This window comes from Mesorhizobium sp. M7D.F.Ca.US.005.01.1.1 (assembly GCF_003952545.1).
Taxonomy (GTDB): domain Bacteria; phylum Pseudomonadota; class Alphaproteobacteria; order Rhizobiales; family Rhizobiaceae; genus Mesorhizobium; species Mesorhizobium loti.
Genome location: NZ_CP034453.1, coordinates 6,937,733 through 6,957,795, shown reverse-complemented (window position 1 = coordinate 6,957,795; position 20,063 = coordinate 6,937,733). Strand labels below are relative to the sequence as shown.

Annotated in this window: 14 protein-coding genes; 9 read left to right on the top strand and 5 right to left on the bottom strand. The window is 63.1% G+C overall.

Annotated features, from left to right (window positions below; translation table 11 throughout):
* Positions 1–141: 141 nt before the first annotated feature.
* Entirely contained in the window at positions 142–3,225 is a 3,084-nt protein-coding gene (locus EJ076_RS33820; protein WP_126070790.1) for an efflux RND transporter permease subunit, read from the bottom strand.
* Positions 3,222–4,559, bottom strand: a complete 1,338-nt coding sequence (locus EJ076_RS33815; protein ID WP_126070789.1) for an efflux RND transporter periplasmic adaptor subunit — start codon at positions 4,557–4,559, stop codon at positions 3,222–3,224. The genes EJ076_RS33820 and EJ076_RS33815 overlap by 4 nt, the downstream gene beginning before the upstream one ends.
* A 145-nt stretch (positions 4,560–4,704) precedes the next feature.
* Between EJ076_RS33815 and EJ076_RS33810 the strand changes: the two genes are divergently transcribed.
* On the top strand, positions 4,705–5,238 hold the full coding sequence (locus tag EJ076_RS33810; protein WP_126070788.1) for a TetR/AcrR family transcriptional regulator: 534 nt from the start codon (positions 4,705–4,707) through the stop codon (positions 5,236–5,238).
* Positions 5,239–5,257: 19 nt separating this feature from the next.
* Here the strand turns inward: EJ076_RS33810 and EJ076_RS33805 are convergent, their stop codons facing one another.
* Positions 5,258–5,698 (bottom strand): Lrp/AsnC family transcriptional regulator, encoded by a 441-nt coding sequence (locus tag EJ076_RS33805; RefSeq protein ID WP_126070787.1) that lies wholly within the window; start codon positions 5,696–5,698, stop codon positions 5,258–5,260.
* 132 nt (positions 5,699–5,830) lie between these two features.
* Here EJ076_RS33805 and EJ076_RS33800 point away from each other — a divergent pair, with 132 nt between their 5' ends.
* From EJ076_RS33800 to EJ076_RS33765, 8 genes are all read left to right on the top strand, one after another.
* Positions 5,831–8,887: an aminotransferase class III-fold pyridoxal phosphate-dependent enzyme gene (locus EJ076_RS33800; protein ID WP_126070786.1), complete on the top strand. Its 3,057-nt coding sequence runs from the start codon at positions 5,831–5,833 to the stop codon at positions 8,885–8,887.
* A 123-nt stretch (positions 8,888–9,010) separates the two neighbouring features.
* Positions 9,011–10,024, top strand: coding sequence for an amino acid ABC transporter substrate-binding protein (locus tag EJ076_RS33795; RefSeq protein ID WP_126070785.1), 1,014 nt, complete (start codon positions 9,011–9,013; stop codon positions 10,022–10,024).
* Positions 10,025–10,253: 229 nt separating this feature from the next.
* Positions 10,254–11,324, top strand: a complete 1,071-nt coding sequence (locus EJ076_RS33790) for a LacI family transcriptional regulator (protein WP_109665513.1) — start codon at positions 10,254–10,256, stop codon at positions 11,322–11,324.
* Between the two features lie 22 nt (positions 11,325–11,346).
* Entirely contained in the window at positions 11,347–12,093 is a 747-nt protein-coding gene (locus EJ076_RS33785) for a transporter substrate-binding domain-containing protein (protein ID WP_126070784.1), read from the top strand.
* Between the two features lie 58 nt (positions 12,094–12,151).
* The gene (locus EJ076_RS33780) at positions 12,152–13,801 is read left to right on the top strand and encodes an amino acid ABC transporter permease (protein WP_126070783.1); all 1,650 of its coding nucleotides are present in this window, start codon (positions 12,152–12,154) and stop codon (positions 13,799–13,801) included.
* The gene (locus EJ076_RS33775; protein WP_126070782.1) at positions 13,782–15,185 is read left to right on the top strand and encodes a GH1 family beta-glucosidase; all 1,404 of its coding nucleotides are present in this window, start codon (positions 13,782–13,784) and stop codon (positions 15,183–15,185) included. Before EJ076_RS33780 ends, EJ076_RS33775 begins: the two co-directional genes overlap by 20 nt.
* 28 nt (positions 15,186–15,213) lie before the next feature.
* The gene (locus EJ076_RS33770) at positions 15,214–15,885 is read left to right on the top strand and encodes an SDR family oxidoreductase (RefSeq protein WP_126070781.1); all 672 of its coding nucleotides are present in this window, start codon (positions 15,214–15,216) and stop codon (positions 15,883–15,885) included.
* 101 nt (positions 15,886–15,986) lie between these two features.
* Complete coding sequence (locus tag EJ076_RS33765; protein WP_126070780.1) at positions 15,987–17,588, top strand: inorganic phosphate transporter; 1,602 nt, start codon at positions 15,987–15,989, stop codon at positions 17,586–17,588.
* A gap of 345 nt (positions 17,589–17,933) precedes the next feature.
* Here the strand turns inward: EJ076_RS33765 and EJ076_RS33760 are convergent, their stop codons facing one another.
* On the bottom strand, positions 17,934–19,094 hold the full coding sequence (locus EJ076_RS33760) for a patatin-like phospholipase family protein (protein ID WP_109665270.1): 1,161 nt from the start codon (positions 19,092–19,094) through the stop codon (positions 17,934–17,936).
* An 88-nt stretch (positions 19,095–19,182) separates the two neighbouring features.
* Positions 19,183–19,929: an acetoacetate decarboxylase gene (locus EJ076_RS33755; protein ID WP_126070779.1), complete on the bottom strand. Its 747-nt coding sequence runs from the start codon at positions 19,927–19,929 to the stop codon at positions 19,183–19,185.
* Positions 19,930–20,063: the final 134 nt, after the last annotated feature.

Here is a 20,063-nt window from a genome sequence, read left to right as displayed (position 1 = left end):
CGGCGGTATCGAGCCCAGCCAAAAAAGAGGCCGGAGATTTCCGGCCTCTTTTCTTTTGTTTCCAACTTGTCTTGCGCAATTCCCAAGGGAAAGCGCTATGCGCTTTTCCCAGAAAAACCGTTACACACTTTTGGAATTGCTCTAGCTCGGCAGCGCCGGCATCAGCTTGGGATCCGGTTTCTCGGCCAGGTGAGGCAGGTCCTTGCTGGCGATGAAGGTGTAGAACATGGGCACGACGAAGAGCGTGAACATGGTTCCGACCAGGATGCCGGTGAAGATAACCAGGCCCATCGAATAGCGGGCCGCAGCACCAGCGCCGCTGGACGTGATTAGCGGTACCACGCCCAGCGCCATCGCCGCCGTCGTCATCAGGATCGGCCGCAGGCGCACCTTGGCCGAGGCGATGATGGCGTCACGCCGTCGCATGCCATGGATTTCGCGCTGCTGGTTGGCGAACTCGACCAGCAGGATGCCGTGCTTGGTGATCAGACCAATCAGTGTGATCAGGCCGACCTGCGTGTAGATGTTGAGCGTTCCGAGGCCCAGATTGAGCGGCACGATCGCGCCGAAGATCGACAGCGGCACCGCCATCATGATGATCAGCGGGTCGCGGAAACTTTCAAACTGCGCCGCCAGCACCAGATAGATGACGACAACGGCCGCCGCGAAAGCGATCAGGATGGTGTTGCCCTGTTCCTTTTCTTGTCGCGATTGACCGGAATAGTCGACGAAGAAGGTGTCGGGCAGGCTCTCGTTGGCGATGTCCTCCAGCGCTTTCAGCCCGTCGCCGGTGGTGACGCCGGGCAGCGGAAGCGCTGAAATCGTCGACGAATTCAGCTGGTTGAACTGCTCGATGGCGGCCGGCGCCGCATTGGTCGAAATCTTGACCACCGCTGACAGCGGCACCATCTCGCCCGTCACGCTGCGCACGAAGTATTCGCCGAGCTTGTCGGGGTTGTCGCGAAATTCCTGCGGCACCTGCGGGATGATGTCGTAGCTGTTGGAGTCGCGATCGAACTGGGCCACTTCGGCGCCGCCGACCAGCAAGGTCAGCGTGCGGCCGATATCGGCGATCGGCAGGTTGAGCGCCGCGGCGCGGTCACGGTCGATGGTCACCGTCACCTCGGGTGCGTCATAGGCCATCGAATTCTGCACGACGATGAAGCGGCCGGAGGCTTGCGCCTTGTTCTTGATCTGCTCGGCCACCTCGTACACTTCCGAGGAATCGCCGGTCGATCGCACCACCATGGAGATGGGCAGGCCGCCGCCGGAGCCCGGCAGCGTCGGCGGCGCGAAGACGAAGGCCTGGACGCCCGCCACTTTGGCGATACGAGCCGTGATGTCGGCCTGCAGTTCCTTCGAATTGCGCTTGCGTTCCGCCCAGTCCTTGAAGGCAAAGCCGACGAAGGCGCTGTTTGTCGTGCCGCCGAAGGCGACGGCCGAGAACTGCGCCCGTGTTTCGGGAATATCCTTCACCAGACCGAGAATCTGGTTGACGTATGTCTCGGTGTAATCGGAGGTCGCATAACGCGGGGCTGTCACAAGCGAGAGCAGAAAGCCCTGGTCCTCTTCCGGCGCCAGTTCGGTTGAGGTCTTGGTGAACATGAAGCCGGTGACGCCGACAAGCGCAAGCACGATGATCAGTGTCAATGGGCGATAGTTCAGCGACCCGGTGACGGCCCGTTCATAGACATGCTCGACGCGCGCGAAGGCGCCGTCGACAATGCGCTGGAAACGGCCCGGCGTGCCGGACTTCAGGAGGCGTGCCGACATCATCGGGGTGATGGTGATGGCGATGACGCCCGACAGGACCACCGAGCCGGCGAGCGTGACCGCGAATTCACGGAACAGCGCGCCGGTCAGGCCGCCGGTGAAGGCCAGCGGCGCGAACACGGCGGCCAGCGTCATGGTCATGGCAACGATGGCCGACGCTATTTCGCGCATACCGCTGAATGCAGCCTGCATCGGCGACATGTGGTCTTCTTCCATATGGCGATGGATGTTCTCCACCACCACGATGGCGTCGTCGACCACCAGGCCGATCGCCAGCACCATGGCCAGCAGCGACAGGAGGTTGATCGAATAGCCGACCGCAAACAAAAGGAAACAGACGCCGATCAGCGACAGCGGGATGGTGATGATCGGCATCATCACCGAACGGAAAGAACCAAGGAACAAAAGGATGACGACGACGACGATGGCAACCGCCTCGGCGATGGTCTTGAACACTTCTTCGATCGAGGCGCTGATCTGTCCGGTCGCGTCGTAGACTACCTCGATCGTCATGCCCTTCGGCAGCGTCTCCTGAATCTGCGGCACCAGCTTGGTGAGCGCCGCCGCCGTGGTCAGCGGATTGGCGGCCGGCGTCGGGAAGATAGCGAGGAAGGTGCCGGGCTTGCCGTTGAAGCTGACCCTGGTGTCGGTGTTCTCGGCAGCGAGCTCGACCCGAGCCACGTCGCGCAGCCGCACCACATTGCCATCGGTCGAGCGCAGCGGCAGTTCGGCGAACGCCTCTGGCGTCTGCAACGTCGAGCGCACGGTGATCGACGAGACGACATACTCGTTCTGGGTGTTGCCGGGCGCCGACAGGAAGTTGGAATTGTTGATCGCCGTCAGCACTTCGGAGGCCGTCACGCCGCGCGCGGCAAGCTTGATCGGATCGATCCAGACGCGCATCGAGTATTCCTGGGCGCCGAAGATCTGCACGTCGGCGACGCCTTCGACCGTCGACATGCGCGGCCTGATGACGCGTTCGATATACTCCGTCAGCTGCTCCTTCGTCATGTTCGGATTCTGCATCGAGATGTACATCATCGCGAACTGCTGGCCGGTGCCCTTGACGATGACAGGATCCTTGGAGGCGTCGGGCAAGGTGCCGCGCACGCCCTGGACCTTGGACAGCACTTCGGTCAGCGCGACGTCGGGGTTGGAACCGAGCTTCATCTGCACCGTCACGGTGCTGGACGACGGACGGCTGGACGAGGTGACGTAGTCGATGTTCTCGGTCGAGGCGACGGCGCGGGCGATCGGGGCGGAAATGAAGCCCTGGATCAGATCGGCGCTGGCGCCTGGATAGGCCGTCGTGATGGTGATCGCCGTTTCGTCGACCTTCGGATACTGCCGGATCGACAGGTTGAAGATGCCCTGGAAACCCAGGAGCAGGATCATGCAGGCAAGGACCGTCGAAAGGACGGGCCGGCGAATGAAGAGATCGGAAAAGCTCATTGCTGGTCGGCCTGCTTGTTCGCCGATTTGGTCGGGTCGATGGTGTTGTCTACGGCGACGGACATGCCGTTGATGAGGCGGTTCTGACCGGCGGTGACAACCTCGTCGCCTGCCTTCAGCCCCTCGACGATCTCGACCATGCCTTGATTGCGGCGGCCTGGCTTGACGAACACCTGCGACAGCACCAGCGCAGGCTTGTCACCTTCCGCCGCCGGCTTGGCCGGGTCGGCAGCCTTGGCCGCCGGCTTTGCCGCATCGGCGGCAGGCTTGGCTGCATCAGCTGCCGGCTTCATGGCATCGGCCGGCTTGGTGTCTGCCGGCTTGGCGTCAGCCGGTTTGTCCGTGGCTGAAGCAGCGGGTTTTTCTTCCGGCTTGGCTGCCTGCGCCGGGGCCGCCTCGGCGGGCTTCGCCGGCTGCACCACGAAGATGTAGTCGCCATAGAGGCTTGTCGTCAGTGCCGTCTGCGGCAGCGTCAGCACGTTCTGCTCTTCGGGCAGTTCGACACGCACCTGCACGAATTGGCCAGGGGTCAGCTTGCCGTCGGGATTGGCGACTTCCGCCCTGACGTTCACCAGCCGGCTGGACGAGTCGATCTTCGGGTCGATGCCGCGAATGGCGCCGGCAAACGGCTTGTCCTCACCGCCGAAGCCCAACCGAACCGTCTGGCCGATCTTGAGCAAGGCGAGTTGCTGTTCGGGAACCGAGAAATCGACCCGCATCGTGTCGAGATCCTGCAGCGTCACCACGGCGGTGCCGGGCGCCAGATACTGGCCGATATCGATCTTCGGAATGCCCACCGTGCCGCCGAAAGGCGCCGTCAACTGCTTCTGGTCGAGCACGGCCTGCAGCTTGGTGACCTGAGAAGCCGAGGCCGAGGCCGCCGCACGCGCCGTGTCCAGCGTCGAGTCGGAGCCGACGCCACGCCTCGTCAGTTCGATGGCGCGGGCCAGCGATGTCTGATCGAGCGCGGCCTGCGCTTTCTGCGCGTCGAGATCGGCGCGCTCGACGGCGTCGTCGAGCTGCAGCAGAACCGCATTGTCGGCCACTTTCTGGTTGGCATGGAAAAGGATGTCCTTGACGATGCCGGTGGTCTCAACCGTCAGGTCAACACCGCGTACGGCCTTGACCGTACCGATCGCCTCGACGCCCGGCGTCCAGGTTGAAGGCTTTGCGATGGTTGTCGACACAGTTGCCGCCGGCGGCTTCATCGATGCGAAATACTGCTTGATGCCGTTGTCGCGCAGGAAGTTGAAGCCGACGATACCGCCGACCACGACAACGAGCACGGCCAGAACCAGAACGATGATAAAGATACGGAGTATGCGCTTGAACAAGGAGGTCCCCTCAGTCGAAATCCGGCGCGAAGCGCGGACATCGGGACACATATCGACTGCGGGTCCCGATTTCAAATAGTGGCGGTCTTACTGTACCGTCTGGACGGTCTTGTCAATTGGGCCTAAGCTTGCCAAGGGAGGCGCCATGAGAGCCCAACGAACGAACTCGCGCGAGAAAATTCTCGCTGCGGCGGCCGATGTCGCACGGGAATCCGGGCCCGGCAGCCTGTCGCTGGAAGCGGTCGCCAGCCGCGCCGGTGTATCGAAGGGCGGGCTGCTCTACAATTTCCCGACCAAGGCCAAATTGATGCAAGGTCTGGTCGAAGGCTATCTGCGTGAATTCGAGCACGCGCTGGACTCCGCCCGCACGAATGACAAGGACGAAAATCCGCTGGCCGTCTACATCAGGCTGTCGGCCAATGATTGCGAGGACAAGCAGCCGTCCGCGTCCTGGATCTTCTCGGCGATCGCCGAGGATCCCGATTTCATGACGCCGATAAAGACATTCAAGCGGCAACTTTTCGAGCGGCTGAAAGGCGAGACGCCTGATCTCAAATCGCTGCTGGTCTGCTACCTCGCCATCGAGGGATTGCGCAGCATGAACCTCTTCGATTCGGATGTCCTGTCGAAAGACGAGCGAGAGCTGCTGGTAACGTCCTTGCTCGAGATTGCCAGATAGGCACGGCTGATCGAGGGGCTCAATCCACGGCGCGCTCGATGTCGCGGCGCAGGACGATCGCGGTTGTCAGGTCCTCGACACCGCCATGACTGGCGATCAGATCGCGCAGCGTGTTCAGCCTGTCGATGGACGGCACCTCGATCTCGACGATGAGATCGAGCTGGCCGCTGACCGATGACACCCGCCGGACTTCCGGATAGCGCGCCAGCTGGTCGAGGATACCGATCGACGGCGTGCGTATCAGCGTGACAAGCAGGAAGGCGCAGATCAGCCCCTTGTCCATCTGACCGATATCGGCGCGGTAACCACGGATGACGCCGCTTTTCTCCAGCGAGGCGACCCGCTCGCTCGTCGCGCTGCGCGACAGGCCGATGCGTCCCGCAAGCGTCTTCAGCGGGATGCGGGCCTCCTTCGACAGGATGCCGAGAATGTCCCTGTCCTTGGCGTCCAGTTCCCTCATCACACCACGCTCCCATCCGCTTCCGTTAATGTGCCGGCCAATGCAGTCATTGTGCCGGCGCAACCGACGCTTTGCCGGATGCCCCATTTTTAAGCCCATGCCAAGCTTTGCGAAAGCAGATGCGGATGGCCGATGACCAATGTTTCCCACCCAGCGCCTCAGTTCTCGCAAAGCGAGGCCATCGATATCGCCGCGCGGCATTTCGGCATTGCCGGCAGCGTCACGCCGCTGGACAGTGAGCGCGACCAGAATTTCAAGCTGACCGCGCCCGACCGGTCGCTGTGGATCCTCAAGATCGTCAACGCCAGCGAGCCGCTCGGCGAGAGCGAATTCCAGACGGCGCTGTTCGACCACCTGGAGCGCAACAGCCCTCATCTCGCCGTGCCGCGTCTCAGGATGACGGCGCGGGGAACATCACTGGCTCATGCCACCGGTGCCGGCGGCGAAGACCATGCCGTGCGCCTGGTGTCGTGGCTTGCCGGCCGGCCGCTGGCCGAGAGCCCGTCCACTGCGGAGCTGCTTGAAAGCCTCGGTGGCGCGCTCGGCCGGTTGGACCGCGCCCTGCAAGGCTTCATCCACCCCGGTGCGCTGCGCACGTTCGACTGGGACATTCGCCGCGCCGGTGCCGCGCGGCAACGCCTTCACCATATCGACGACGACCAGGATCGCTTGTTGCTGGAGCGGTTCCTCGATCATTTCGATGCTGCGATCGCGCCCCGGCTGCCGGCGTTGCGGGCGCAGGTGATCCACAACGATGCCAATGACTGGAATGTGCTGGTCGATCCGGAGCGGCCCGAGCGTGTCGCCGGGCTGATCGATTTCGGCGATGCCTTGCACAGCGTGCTGATCGCCGAGGTAGCCGTCGCCTGTGCCTATGCCATCCTCGATGCCGAGGATCCGATCGCCGCCGCAGCCCGTCTTGCCGCCGGGTTCCATGCCGAATATCCGCTGCGCGAAGAGGAGCTCGATCTGCTCTTCGATCTCATTGCCATGCGTCTCGTCACCTCGGTGACGCTGTCGGCGGCGCGCAAGGAGCGGACCACCGACAATCCCTATCTGTCCATCTCGGAAGCGCCGGCCTGGCGCCTGCTGCGACGCCTGGGAGCGATGAACCGGCGCTTCGCGACGGCGATCCTGCGCCATGCCTGCGGCTTTGAGGCCGCGCCCGGAGCTCGCGCTGTCACGAGCTGGATCGCGGCGAACCGCGCGCAGCTTGCGCCCATCCTCGACCGCCACCCGGCGACGCTTGCCAAGGCGCTGGTGCCTTATGGCGATCCGCAAAATCCGATGACGGTGACATCGGCCGCGCAGCAACCCGACAAGGCGAGCGCATGGTGGGACGCCTATTGCGCCGAGCATGGCATTGCACTCGGCATCGGCCCGTGGGGCGAGGCGCGCTCGGTCTACACCAGCGACATCTTCCACTCTCGGTTCGTCGAAGGCGCCCGCCGCGCCAATCATCTGGGCCTCGATCTTTTCATGCCGGCGGGCACGCGGCTCTACACGCCCCTAGCCGCCACCGTCAGAAGCGTCGAGATCGAGGAGGATCCGCTCGGCTATGGCTGCCTGGTGGCGCTGGAGCATGCCCCGCCGGGGTGTCCGCCCTTCATCACTCTGTGGGGGCATATGGCGCATGAGGCCGGGAGACGGCTGAAGGCCGGCGAGCACCTCGAAGCCGGTGCGCTTGTCGGCGAGATGGGATCACCAGCAGAAAATGGCGGGTGGGCGCCGCATCTGCATTTCCAGATATCGACGGACACAAGCCTCGCCGTGCGCGATATCCTCGGTGTCGGCGAAGAACGCTATCTCCCGGTCTGGCAAGAGCTGTTTCCGGACGCCGCCAATCTGGCCGGCATTCCGCCCGAAGCCTTCCACAAAAGCGGTCGTTCCCGTCCGCAGATCGTTGCCGCGCGCAAGGCGTCGCTGCTGCCCAATCTCTCGATCTCCTATTCCGAGCCGATCAAGTTCGTGCGCGGCGAAGGCGTCTGGCTGATCGACGACACTGGCCGCGCCTATCTCGATTGCTTCAACAATGTCTGCCATCTCGGCCATGCCCATCCCGACGTGGTCGAGGCGATCGCCAGGCAGGCGGCAAAACTCAACACCAACACGCGCTATCTGCACGATGCCATCGTGACCTATGCGGAACGGCTGACGGCGACCTTGCCTGCCGGCCTGTCGGTGGCATCCTTCGCCTGCTCGGGCAGCGAGGCCAACAGCCTGATGCTGCGCATGGCGCGGATCCACACCGGCCGCAGCGAGGCGATCGTGCTCGACTGGGGCTATCACGGCACGACGCAGGAACTGATCGACCTCAGCCCCTACAAATACAAGCGCAAGGGTGGCAAGGGGCGTCCGCCGCATGTGTTCGAGGCGACCATTCCCGACAGCTACCGTGCGCCGGCCGAATGGCCGGTTGGCGAACATGCAAAGCGCTTTGCCGAAAGTGTCGCCGAGCAGATCTCGACTATGGCGAAAGAGGGCCGGGCGCCTGGCCTGTTCCTGGCGGAATCGATCCCCAGCGTTGCCGGCCAGGTGTTCCTGCCGGACGGCTATCTCGCGGAAGTCTACGCGATGGTGCGCGCCGCCGGCGGCATCTGCGCCGCCGACGAGGTGCAGGTCGGCTTTGGCCGCGTCGGCAGCCATTGGTGGGCTTTCGAGACGCAAGGGGTGACGCCCGACATCGTCACCATGGGCAAGCCGATCGGCAACGGCCATCCGATGGCGGCCTTGGTGACGACCACCGAGATCGCCGCCTCGTTCAACAACGGCATGGAGTATTTCAACACTTTCGGCGGCAATCCGGTGTCCTGCGCGGCCGGGCTTGCGGTGCTCGACGTCATCGAGCGGGACAACCTCAGGCGCAATGCGTTGGAGATCGGCGACTATCTCATAGCGCGGTTCAAGACCTTGCAGGCCCGCTACGACAGTATCGGCGACGTGCGCGGCCAGGGGCTCTTCCTCGGCATCGAATTGGTCGAGGACCGCAACAGCAAGGCGCCAGCGACCGCTCTTGCCCGACGCGTCAACGACGGGGTCAGGGCACGCGGCGTGCTGATCGGCACCGAAGGGCCGCACGACAATGTGCTGAAGATGCGCCCGCCGATGATCTTCAGCCGGTCCAATGCCGATCATCTGGTCGGCGTTCTCGACGAGACGCTGGCGGCGGTTCTGGCGGAAGGGACTTAGGGCAGATCCCGCAAGCCCAGGCGGCGCGCGGACGGATTCACGACAGCGATTTTCACGAACTTCCGGCGCTCCACGTGCCGGCGGCAGGAGAGGCTTTTGCCTCATCAAGGGAGGAAACAAATCATGAGACATGCAGTCATCACCGCGCTCGTGCTTGCATCGGCCACGCTGGCCGTTCCGGCGAAAGCGGACACATTCGACATCGTCAAGCAGAGGGGTTCGATCCTGTGCGGCGTCAGCCAGGGCGTTGCCGGTTTTTCGTCACCCGACGACCAAGGGAAATGGGGCGGCTTCGACATCGATTTCTGCCGCGCTGTCTCGGCCGCCGTTTTCGGCGACCCCGACAAGGTGAGCTATGTGGCGCTGTCGACCAAGGAACGCTTCACCGCCCTGCAGGCCGGCACCGTCGATATCCTGTCGCGGCAGTCGACGTGGACGCTGTCGCGTGACACCGGCATGGGCATCCACTTCGCCGGCACCGCCTATTATGACGGCCAGGGCTTCATGGTGCGCAAGGACCTCGGCGTCGACAGCGCGCTCAAGTTGTCGGGAGCCACGGTCTGCGCGGAGCAGGGCACGACCACGGAGCAGAATGTCGCCGACTATTTCACGGCCAACAAGATGAAGTACGAGGCGGTCGTCATCGATTCTGCCGACAGCATCATCAAGGCGTTCGATAGCGGCCGCTGCGACGTCTACACCACGGACGCATCGGCGCTTTATGCGCAGCGCCTGAAGCTGACCAACCCCGCCGCCTTCACCGTGCTGCCCGAGATCATTTCGAAGGAACCGCTCGGCCCGGCCGTTCGCAAGGGCGACGATAAGTGGTTCGACATCGTGCGCTGGACGTTGTTCTCGCTGATCGAGGCGGAAGAGGAAGGCATCACCCAGGCCAATGCGGAAGCCTCGCTGAAGTCACAGAATCCGACGATCCGCCGCTTCCTCGGCGTCGACGGTGACAATGGCCAGCAGCTTGGGCTCGAGCCTGCCTTCGCCTACAACATCGTCGCCAAGGTCGGCAACTATGGCGAGATGTTCGAGCGCAATCTCGGTCAGTCCAGCCAGCTGAAAATAGCGCGCGGCATCAATGCGCTGTGGAACGCCGGCGGCCTGATGTACGCGCCACCGGCGCGCTGAGACCAGAAAGCGGAACGACCGACCGGAGTTGCCGAAGCGTGGTGCCCTTGGGCTCCCGCGCGCCCGGCGATGTCTAGCCTGTTAATCCGGCCTGTTAAAAAGAGGTGGTGATGTGCGGCCTCGCACGTCACCACCTCTGCCGTTTTGAAAGTAAATAAAAACGTTTTTATTTTGGTTGAAAACGTTTTTATGCGATGATACGAATCCCGACATCAGGATGGAATCGTCCATGGCAGAGACCGAAAAATCCGACCGCCGAGAACTTTCGCCGACGATCAAGACGTTGGCGGCCCATACCGGTTATTCGATCGCCACCATTTCCAAGGCCCTGCGGGGATCGCCGGTCGTCGCGCAGCCCACAAGGGACGCTATCGTCGCCGCGGCGCGGGAACTGGGCTATCAGGCGAATGCGCGAGGCATGGCGCTGAGGACGGGCAAGACTTATCGGGCGGCGGTGCTGATGCCGATAACGTCCGCGGCCGGCTATGAATGGGACGGCGTCGAATACACGCAGATCCTCAGCGGCATAAGCCAGGCCCTGGAAGGCAGCGACTATCAACTCTCCGTACACGGCTTCCGGGATTTCGGCGACGCCTTCGACACAGCCCGCCGCATCGTCGACCAGAGCGCGGCCGACGGGCTGATCTTTTCCGGCGTGCAGGCCGACGATCCTCGTATCGATATGCTGGTCGAAAGCGATTTCCCATTCGTGTCGCTCGGCCGTTGCCGCAAGCCCCTCATCTACGCCCATGTCGATGTCGACAATGAGTGGGCGGCGTTCACCGCCACGGCGCGGCTGATCGCGGGCGGACATAGACGTATCGCCCTGATCAACGCCGATCGCCGTCTTTCCTACGCCCTCGACAGGATTGACGGATTTTCGCGCGCCTTTAACGAGGCGGGGCTTGCCGCATCGACGGACCTTGTGGCTGGCGGCGATCTGTCCACCCGCTTCGGCCGTGACAGCGCGCTCAGGCTTCTTGGCTTGCCCAGTCCGCCCACGGCCCTGGTGTGCATCAACGAATCCACCACCCTGGGCGTCCTGTCGGCGCTGGGCAGCCTTGACCGGCGCGTCGGGGTGGATGTCGACGTCATCGCCTATGACGACATCAACGTCAGCGCCTACTTCACCCCGCCGATCACGACGTTCTACCAGCCAATCGAACTTCTCGGCCGCAAGCTGGGCGAGTTCCTGCTGCGGCGCATGGCGGGCGAGGACCCGGCCAAGCTCGCCATGGTCTCGAGGCCCGAGCTCATCGGCCGGCAGCCGGACAATCTCGGCGGGCGAAACCGCCGCTAATCATCAAAATGGGAGGAAGAGCATGAAGAAGATCCTGATCGGACTTGCGCTGGCGCTGTTGACGGCCGGCGCTGCCAGCGCCGCCGACCTTGGCGGCAAGGTGCTGAAGGTGGGTTCCGACACCACTTCGCCGCCGATGGAAAGCGTCGACACGGCGACCGGCCAGATCGTCGGCTTCGACGTCGATGTGATCAAGGCGGTCTGCGGCAAGATCAACTGCAAGGCTGAATTCGTCACCACCGGCTGGGACGGCATCTTCGCGGCTCTCGACCAAGGCAGTTTCGACCTGGTCGCCTCCGGCGTGTCCATCACCGATGAACGCAAGAAGGCCATGGATTTCTCGGACCCCTACATCGTCAACAGCCAGGCTGTCCTCATGCGCGTGGAAGACGAGGGCTTGTCCCTCGATGACTTCAAGGCAAAAGGCAAGAAGCTCTCGGCGCAGGCCAACACCACCGACGCACAGGTCGCCGAAAGCATCGTCGGCAAGGACAATGTGGTCGCGTATGACAGTTTCGCGGCCTCCGTCATCGCGCTGAAGAACAAGGACGTGGACGGCGTTGTAATCAACGGCGCCAATGCCGCCGCGTATGAAAAGGAATTTGCGGGTGAGCTGGTCGTGCCGATCCGGGATCTCCAGTCCGATCCGCTGGGGTTGGTCTTCCGCAAGGGCGACGAGAATGTCGCCGCCTTCAATGAAGGGCTGAAGGCGATCAAAGCCGACGGCAGCCTCGACGTGCTGATCGCCAAATACTGGGGCGCTAAATAGCTGCTTGAAAGGCTCCGGCGCCTGGCGCCGGAGCTGTCGTTGGGGAGGACGGGACCGGATGCAGTTTCTGATGCGCCTGCGGCCGAGCAATCTGATCATCGTCGCGGCATTGCCGTTCATCGTCTATCTCTTTGCTTCGTCGGCAAACTACCAGCGCTCGCTTCGCGCCATCCTCGGCGTGGAGAACGGCTCGTCGGCCTTCGTGCCCGGCTTCCTGACGCTGGCTGTCGCTTTTTCCGCCGGCCTTGCCGTGTTCGTGTTTTCGCGCGCTTCGTCCAGATCGCCTCGTCTTGCGACGATTGCCGCCGGGATCAATCTTGCCGCCGCCGTGCTGCTTGCGACAACCGGCCTGGTCTATCCCTTTATGGCATCGGTCGTGGCGAACGCTGTCGATCCGTTCACCTCCGATCTGGTGGTTCAGGGCGTTACGCCGCGGCGATTGACGGATGCCGCCGACCTCATGGTGCACGGCCAGGCCGCACTCCTGTTGCGAGCCTATCTCGGCCTGACGGTCGTGATCCTCGGTGCGTTCTTCATCGCCGCCCGCAACGGGACCGGTAAGGCGACGTATCGTTTTTCCCGCCTCGTGCTGGCGGTGGTGAACGGCGCCGGCTTGGTCTTCATCCTGCTTTTCGCGCATATCGCATTCGCGGCGGGTGTTGCCACGACGATCCGCGCGGCCGTCGCGGCCTACATGCTGGCGGCCATGATGGGGTTGCTCTGGGTTGGGCTCCTCAAGCTCAAATACAGCTGGCGGGCAGACCTGATCTGCATCGTGGCAACCATCCTCATGATCTGCGCCGCCGCGTGGTTCCTGCTTCAGCCGCGCGAAAGCTTTGTGCTCGTGGGTTCTCTCGCCGGGAAGGTCGCAGTCACGCCCGGCACGCCGTCCGGCATACTTGACGCCGTCCGCTACGGGCAATTTCCCGGCGGCCCCGACAGCGAGGTGCCGCTGCGCACCTCTCGCGGCGCGCCGGAAGCGATCGATGCGATCGGCAAGATCCCCGGCGTCAGCGCAGCGCTTGTCCCGGCGGCAACAGCGCCGGCCAGCTTGCCGGTGCTGTGGCAGACGGACGCGTTGAACGATCGCGACAGGGCGTTCGGCATCACGCTCGCCGCGCTGGCGATCGTGCTTGGCCTGCTGACCTTCGGCGGCCATATCCACCGCAGGCATCCGCTCTCGATCGGGTCGGAGTTCGTCGTCGATACGATCCGCGGCATCCCGATGCTGGTTATCGTGCTCTATGTCGGCCTGCCGCTCGCCGGAGCGCTCAAGGATGCGACCCAGGGCGTGGTCGATCCGCCGAACCTGGTGCGCGGCATTGCCGCCATGGCGCTCGCCTATTCGGCCTATCTGGCCGAGATATTCCGTTCCGGCATCAATGCAATCCCCGCCGGCCAGATCGAGGCCGCGCACAGCCTTGGTCTGAACGGCTGGCGTACCGCCCGGCTGGTCGTGCTGCCGCAGGCTTTCCGCATCATCATCCCGCCGCTCGGCAACGAACTAATCGCAATCCTCAAGGACACGTCGCTGCTGTCGATCCTGTCTATCCGCGACATCACGCAGCGTATGCGGGAATTCCAGTCGGCAAGTTTCCTGCCGTTCGCGCCCTACAACTCAGCCGCCATCTTCTACATTTTCCTGACGCTGGCCGCGGCAAGCCTCGTCAGCACCATCGAGAGAAAATATGACATCAAGCACCGATAACGCTCGACGGACCCTCGAAGCCCGCGCCTCCGGACTGGTCTTCCCGCACGGCTTCGTGTTCGGCGCCGCGACGGCAGCCTATCAGATAGAGGGTGCGCATGACGCGGATGGCAAAGGCGAAAGCATCTGGGACCGGTTCTGCCGCGTTCCCGGCGTGATCGTGGACGGTTCGAACGGTGATGTCGCCTGTGACCATTATCATCGCTGGAAGGAGGATATCGCCCTGCTCAAGGCGCTCGGCCTTGGTGCGTATCGCTTTTCCCTCGCATGGACACGGCTTCTTCCGGAAGGTCTTGGTGAGGCCAACGCTAGGGGTATCGCCTTCTACGACCGGCTGATCGACGACCTGCTTGAAGCCGGTATCGAGCCCTATGCAACGCTCTATCACTGGGATCTTCCGCAGGCGCTGCAAGACCGTGGCGGCTGGTATAGCCGCGAAACGGCCATCGCCTTTGCCGATTATGCCCGGCTTGCCGCCCGCAGCTACGGTGATCGCGTCAAGAGATGGACGACGCTCAACGAGCCTTGGACGTTCTGTTGGTCGGGACACGCGACCGGTGAGGATGCGCCGGGATTGCGGGACGGCGTGAAAGGCGGCGTGACCGCCAGCCATTATGCCTTGCTGGGACATGGCCTGGCTGTTCCAGCCATCCGGGCCGAGGTGGCGGACGCCTGCGTCGGCATCGTGTTCGATCTCAATGTCGCGGAGGCCGCTACCGACGATCCACGCGATGTCGCGGCGGCACGGCGCTTCGATGGCGCCCAGAACCGCTGGTTTCTCGATGCCGTCTTCAAGGGCGCATACCCGCAGGACATGCTGGCGCTCTACGGCGATCTGCTGCCGCCGATCCAGGCGCAAGACAACGAGATCATCGCCGCGCCGGTAGATTATCTGGGCATCAATATCTACCGCCGCTCGGTGATCGCGGCGGGTGATGAACTGGCGCCGCTCAGCTATCGGCGGGTGCAGCCAGAAGGCATCTATTCCGCGGTCGACTACGAAATCTGGCCTCGCTGCATGTATGATATCCTGCGCTATGTGAATGACCGCTACGCACCGCCGGCGATCTACATTTCCGAGAACGGCGTCGCCACGATGCCGGAGACTGTTGGCGAAGACGGGTGTGTCTGGGACGATCTGCGCGCTGCGTACTACGTCGATCACCTGGAGCAAGTGGCCAAGGCGGCGGCCGAGGGTGTGCCGGTGCGCGGTTATTTCGCCTGGACGCTGACCGATAATTTCGAGTGGGCCTATGGCTATACCACGCCCTTCGGCATCACCCATGTCGATTTCGCCACACAGCAACGCCACATCAAATATTCCGGCGGCGTCTACGCCATGATCGCCCGGCAGGAGACCGCGCCCGTCGCGAAGAGCGCCTGATTTGGCCGGAGACGGGCAAGGCGACCGCATGGTCCTCATAACCGGCGCTGGCCGCGGCCTCGGCCGCGAACTGGCACGGCAATACGCCCAAGATGGCTGGCGCGTGATCGCTTGCGGGCGCACCCCTCCGGCCCAAAGGTTCGAACGTAGCATCGAGTTCCAGCCACTCGATGTCGCCGATCCGACTTCCATCTTCGACCTTGCCACGCGTCTCGCCGGCAGGCCGCTGGATGTGCTTGTCAACAACGCCGCCATCCGCAGCGAAATCAGTGGCCTGCACGATTTCGCCCCGGACGAATTCCTGAAGGTTATGCGGACGAACACGCTTGGCCCACTGTTGCTGGCGAGGGCCCTGCGCCCGAACCTGGTTGCGGGGCGCATGCGGATCATCGCCAACATCGGCAGCCGCGCCGGTTCGATGGCGGAGGGGCTGCTCGACGACTACGATAACGATTATGCCTACCGCTGCTCAAAGGCTGCGCTCAACATGGTGGGCGCCCAGCTGGCGCAGGATTTGCTTGCCGACAGGATAACGGTGCTGTCGCTGCATCCGGGCTGGGTGAAGACGGATATGGGTGGCGATCAGGCGGTCCTGGCGGTCGAGGACAGCGCGCGGGGCCTGCGCAGGGTCATCGACGACGCAACGCCCAGGGATAGCGGCTCCTTCCGGACTTTCGATGGCGTGCATATCGGATGGTAGCCGCATGGCACATCCGCCGTGTTCGCCGGCGTCATACAGGGTTCATCGTGCGGACATAGCGTCTTTCTCAGTTCTTTGCTGCGATGCAATAGGAGTGGGACATGGTGGACATAGTTTCTAGTGAGGCGGGTATTCCGAGACCGGATCATCCGCTAGATCAATCGGGCAGCGCGAAGTGGTTCCTGCCGGCCTTCGGCGTGCTGGTGCTCGTCGGTATCGTCTATGTCGGCTATGCGCTCAGCCAGGATCTGGCGGTGGCCAAGACCGTGCCGTGGATCCTGCTCGGCATCGCCTTGCTGATCGCGCTCGGCTTCGAGTTCGTCAACGGTTTCCACGACACCGCCAATGCGGTGGCGACAGTCATCTACACACGCTCGATGCCGGCCGAATTCGCCGTCATGTGGTCGGGCGCCTTCAATTTCCTCGGGGTGCTCACCTCGAGTGGCGCGGTCGCCTTCGGCATCCTGTCGCTGCTGCCGGTGGAGCTGATCCTGCAGGTCGGCTCCTCCTCCGGCTTTGCTATGGTGTTCGCGCTGCTCGTTGCCGCGATCTTGTGGAATCTCGGCACCTGGTTCCTCGGCCTGCCGGCGTCGAGCTCGCACACGATGGTCGGCTCGATCATCGGCGTGGGTCTCGCCAACCAGTTCATGGCGCCAGCCGGCAGCGCCACCAGCGGCGTCGACTGGTCGCAGGCGACCAATGTCGGCGTGACCTTGCTGGTGTCGCCGATCATCGGCTTTTTCGCCGCCGCGATCCTGCTCTATGCAATGAAGCTTCTCATCCGCAATCCGGCGCTTTACGAAGCCCCGAAAGGCAACGCCCCGCCGCCCTGGTGGATCCGCGCCCTGCTGATCTTCACCTGCACCGGCGTCAGCTTTGCGCACGGCTCCAACGACGGACAGAAAGGCATGGGCCTGATCATGCTGATCCTGATCGGTGTCGTGCCGACGGCCTATGCGCTGAACCGCACCCCCGACATCAACTATCTCGAAGCCTACAAGTCGGCGTCGGTCAGCGTCGAAACGGCGCTGGGGAAATATGCCAAGCCAGGTATCACCGTCACTGATGCCAAGGCAGCTGTCCAGGACGCCGTGCGCACCAGGACCTGGAGCGACCAGACGACGGTCGCGCTGCAGACCTATATCCACAGTACGACGGCGGGCCTGCAGCCCTATGCCTCGGTCGAAACGGTGCCGACCGACCTGGTCAGCAACGCCCGCAACGACATCTATCTGATCGGCGAGGCGCTCAAGCTGATCGACAAGAAGAAGCTGCTGCCGATGGAGGCCGCCGATCTGAAAGCGGTCACCGACTATCACAAGGCGGTCGACAACGCGACGAAGTTCATCCCGATCTGGGTGAAAGTCGCCGTTGCGCTGGCGCTCGGCCTCGGCACGATGGTCGGCTGGAAACGCATTGTCGTCACGGTCGGCGAGAAGATCGGCAAGAGCCATCTGACCTACGGCCAGGGTGCGGCGGCCGAACTCGTGGCGATGGTGACCATCGGCATGGCCGACCGGCTGGGGCTGCCGGTGTCGACAACCCATGTGCTGTCGTCGGGTGTCGCCGGAACGATGGCGGCGAACGGTTCGGGGCTGCAATGGGCGACGGTACGCAATTTGCTGCTTGCCTGGGTACTGACGCTGCCGTGCTCGATCACCCTCGCCTTCGTGTTGTTCATCATCTTCCGCCAGGTGTTCTGAGAGACCGTTTGGAAACTCTACTCTGGCGGCCATTTGGTGGCGTTTTCTGCGCTTTCGGTGCTCACGGACCAATGTCCGCTGCGCTCCGGTTCTCGAAACCACCACCAAATGACTCGCCAGAGCGAGTTTCGAAACAGTCTCTGAGCACAGTCACGCATGGACATGGAAACGGCGCCGGGTTCGGCGCCGTTTTCGTTTGGGGCCTAGCTCGTTCCGGGCTGTGTTTGACCTCTTGTCATTCAAGGCAATGCCTTCAGGCATATTCCTATGCGCTGAAGGCATTGGCCGGTGTGAGCTGTGGGTTTTGCCGATGGCCTTCGTCCGGCCAACGCCCCGGCGAAGATCTCAGGTCGGATCTTCGCGATGCAGATCGTGGATGGCGACGCCGTCGACATTGGTCGGCATGGTCAGCCACTGGCGATGGCGCAAGGTGCGCTGCGTGTCCTCAAGCCCTGTATCCCAATGCTCGCGCATCGAGGTGCCTGAGAACTCATAGTCCTTGGCGTGACCCTCATAGCCTTTGTGCTGGTAGATCAGATGCACGATGTTGACAATGCCGGCGTCCGAATAGTCCTCGATCAGCGCTTCCTCGGCCGGCGTCCGCAACTCCTTCGGCACCCGTTTCAGCGCATCGAGCAGGCGCATCTTGAGGCCATGGATGCGTTTGAAATTGTCGGTGTTCTGCCGCGTGCGGCTCGAATACATGATGTCCTTGTGGCGGGACAACACGTCCGGCATGCTGCGCGGCAGCACGCCACGCGCGCTGAACAGGTCGACCTGGAAGACCAGCGAAGAACGGTCCTCTTCCTGGTCGAGCAGATACTGCAGCGGCGTGTTGGAGACGATGCCGCCGTCCCAGTAATATTCGCCTTCGATGCGGATCGACGGGAAGGCGGGCGGCAGCGCGCCGCTGGCCATGATGTGCTCTGGCTCGATGCGGACCTTGTCGGTGTCGAAATAGACGAAGTTGCCGGTCCGAACATTGACCGCGCCGACGCTCAGCCGCTTCTTGCCGTCGTTCAAGATGTCGAAGTCGATCAGGCTTTCCAGCGTCTCCTTCAATTCGGCTGTGTCGTAGAAGCTGGTGGCGCCCTCGGCGCCCGATTGCTCGATCCACGGATTGGGGTTGCGCGGCTTGAAGAAACCCGGCTGCCCCATGACCATGGTCATCCACGAGCTGGTACGGTTGCGGATGTCGCGATAGATGTCGCCTTCCGGCGTATAGGCCCATATCTTGCGGCCCGAAATCGTCTGCCAGAATTGCTCGAGCCGCTGCAGGCGGCGGCTTGATTCATTGCCGGCGATGATCGCCGCATTGATGGCACCGATCGACACGCCGGAAAGCCAGCTCGGCTCGCAGCCGGCGTCGGCCAGCGCCTGGTAGACCCCGGCCTGATAGGCGCCGAGCGCGCCGCCCCCCTGAAACACCAGCGCGATGCGGTCATACTGCGCCGAGATCTCCGCGATGGTGGCGGTGGCCTCCTTCTTGCGATTGCGTTCGAGCACGGCTTTGGTCTCCGACTTTTGTTTGGGCACGATCTCTAGCGAAAACCGGTTCCCGCTTTTCGGGATCATGTCTGAATGGCTGATGCGCTCAGGTGCGGTCGGCGAGATAGTCGTGAACCACTTCGCCCAGTCCAAGCGTCAGGTCGGCGGTGAAGTGGACTGATGACACGATGTCGAGCACCGGCAACCGCGCCACGTCGGCCATGACGTGCGGCCGCAAATCGAGTGCGGCGGGCGCTGTCCAGGCTTCCTTCAGCGTGATGTCGGTGAGGTGGTAGCGGACCAACTCGCAGATGCGCGGAGTGCCGTCGACATGCGGGATGATCTTGATCAGGAAATTGGGCGCCGCCAGCGAAGCGAGGACAGAACCGTGATCGGTGGCCTTGTGCTTGTAGCCCATCGTGCCGGTGGCGCACAGAACGCTGCCATAGTGTAGCGTGCCGACGATCACCTCGCCTTCATGCACGATCTTGGGGCTGGCGAGCTTCTTGGGAAAACCCCAAAGCTCGCGGCCGCCGGCGATGGGCGCATCGTCATCGAGATACATCGAATGGACGTAGGCGCCATGCTCACCCTTGTAGCGCACCGGGATGACCTGGCCGGTCTCGGTGTAATCGCCGAAGCCGGTCGAATCCGGCATGCGGATGAACTCGTACTTGACCAGCGGCTCGTCGATTTCCAGCGGCTCCGGCACCACGGCCTCAAGCGCCTCGCGCGTCGTGCGATAGGTGATGATGATATATTCGCGGTTGAAGAAACGGTACGGCCCGGGCGGGAAGGAGGGGTTAGTCAGCGGCATCGCATAGGCGCGCTTCACGACATCGGCGATCTGCAAGGCTGTAGCCCCATTCGGTTCAGGAATGACTGCGCGAATGCGCTCCGAATTATGTTGCACGGCACCATGACAGTGCCGTGTCAGCCGCCTGACAGGCCCGTCGACGCCGTCGCAACACTGTAATCGCACCGACA

Excerpts from the sequence above, each read along its gene's own strand:
- EJ076_RS33820 (WP_126070790.1), bottom strand. The coding sequence starts at position 3,225 with ATGAGCTTTTCCGATCTCTTCATTCGCCGGCCCGTCCTTTCGACGGTC.
- EJ076_RS33810 (WP_126070788.1), top strand. The coding sequence starts at position 4,705 with ATGAGAGCCCAACGAACGAACTCGCGCGAGAAAATTCTCGCTGCGGCG.
- EJ076_RS33805 (WP_126070787.1), bottom strand. The coding sequence starts at position 5,698 with ATGAGGGAACTGGACGCCAAGGACAGGGACATTCTCGGCATCCTGTCG.
- EJ076_RS33800 (WP_126070786.1), top strand. The coding sequence starts at position 5,831 with ATGACCAATGTTTCCCACCCAGCGCCTCAGTTCTCGCAAAGCGAGGCC.
- EJ076_RS33795 (WP_126070785.1), top strand. The coding sequence starts at position 9,011 with ATGAGACATGCAGTCATCACCGCGCTCGTGCTTGCATCGGCCACGCTG.
- EJ076_RS33790 (WP_109665513.1), top strand. The coding sequence starts at position 10,254 with ATGGCAGAGACCGAAAAATCCGACCGCCGAGAACTTTCGCCGACGATC.
- EJ076_RS33785 (WP_126070784.1), top strand. The coding sequence starts at position 11,347 with ATGAAGAAGATCCTGATCGGACTTGCGCTGGCGCTGTTGACGGCCGGC.
- EJ076_RS33780 (WP_126070783.1), top strand. The coding sequence starts at position 12,152 with ATGCAGTTTCTGATGCGCCTGCGGCCGAGCAATCTGATCATCGTCGCG.
- EJ076_RS33775 (WP_126070782.1), top strand. The coding sequence starts at position 13,782 with ATGACATCAAGCACCGATAACGCTCGACGGACCCTCGAAGCCCGCGCC.
- EJ076_RS33770 (WP_126070781.1), top strand. The coding sequence starts at position 15,214 with ATGGTCCTCATAACCGGCGCTGGCCGCGGCCTCGGCCGCGAACTGGCA.
- EJ076_RS33765 (WP_126070780.1), top strand. The coding sequence starts at position 15,987 with ATGGTGGACATAGTTTCTAGTGAGGCGGGTATTCCGAGACCGGATCAT.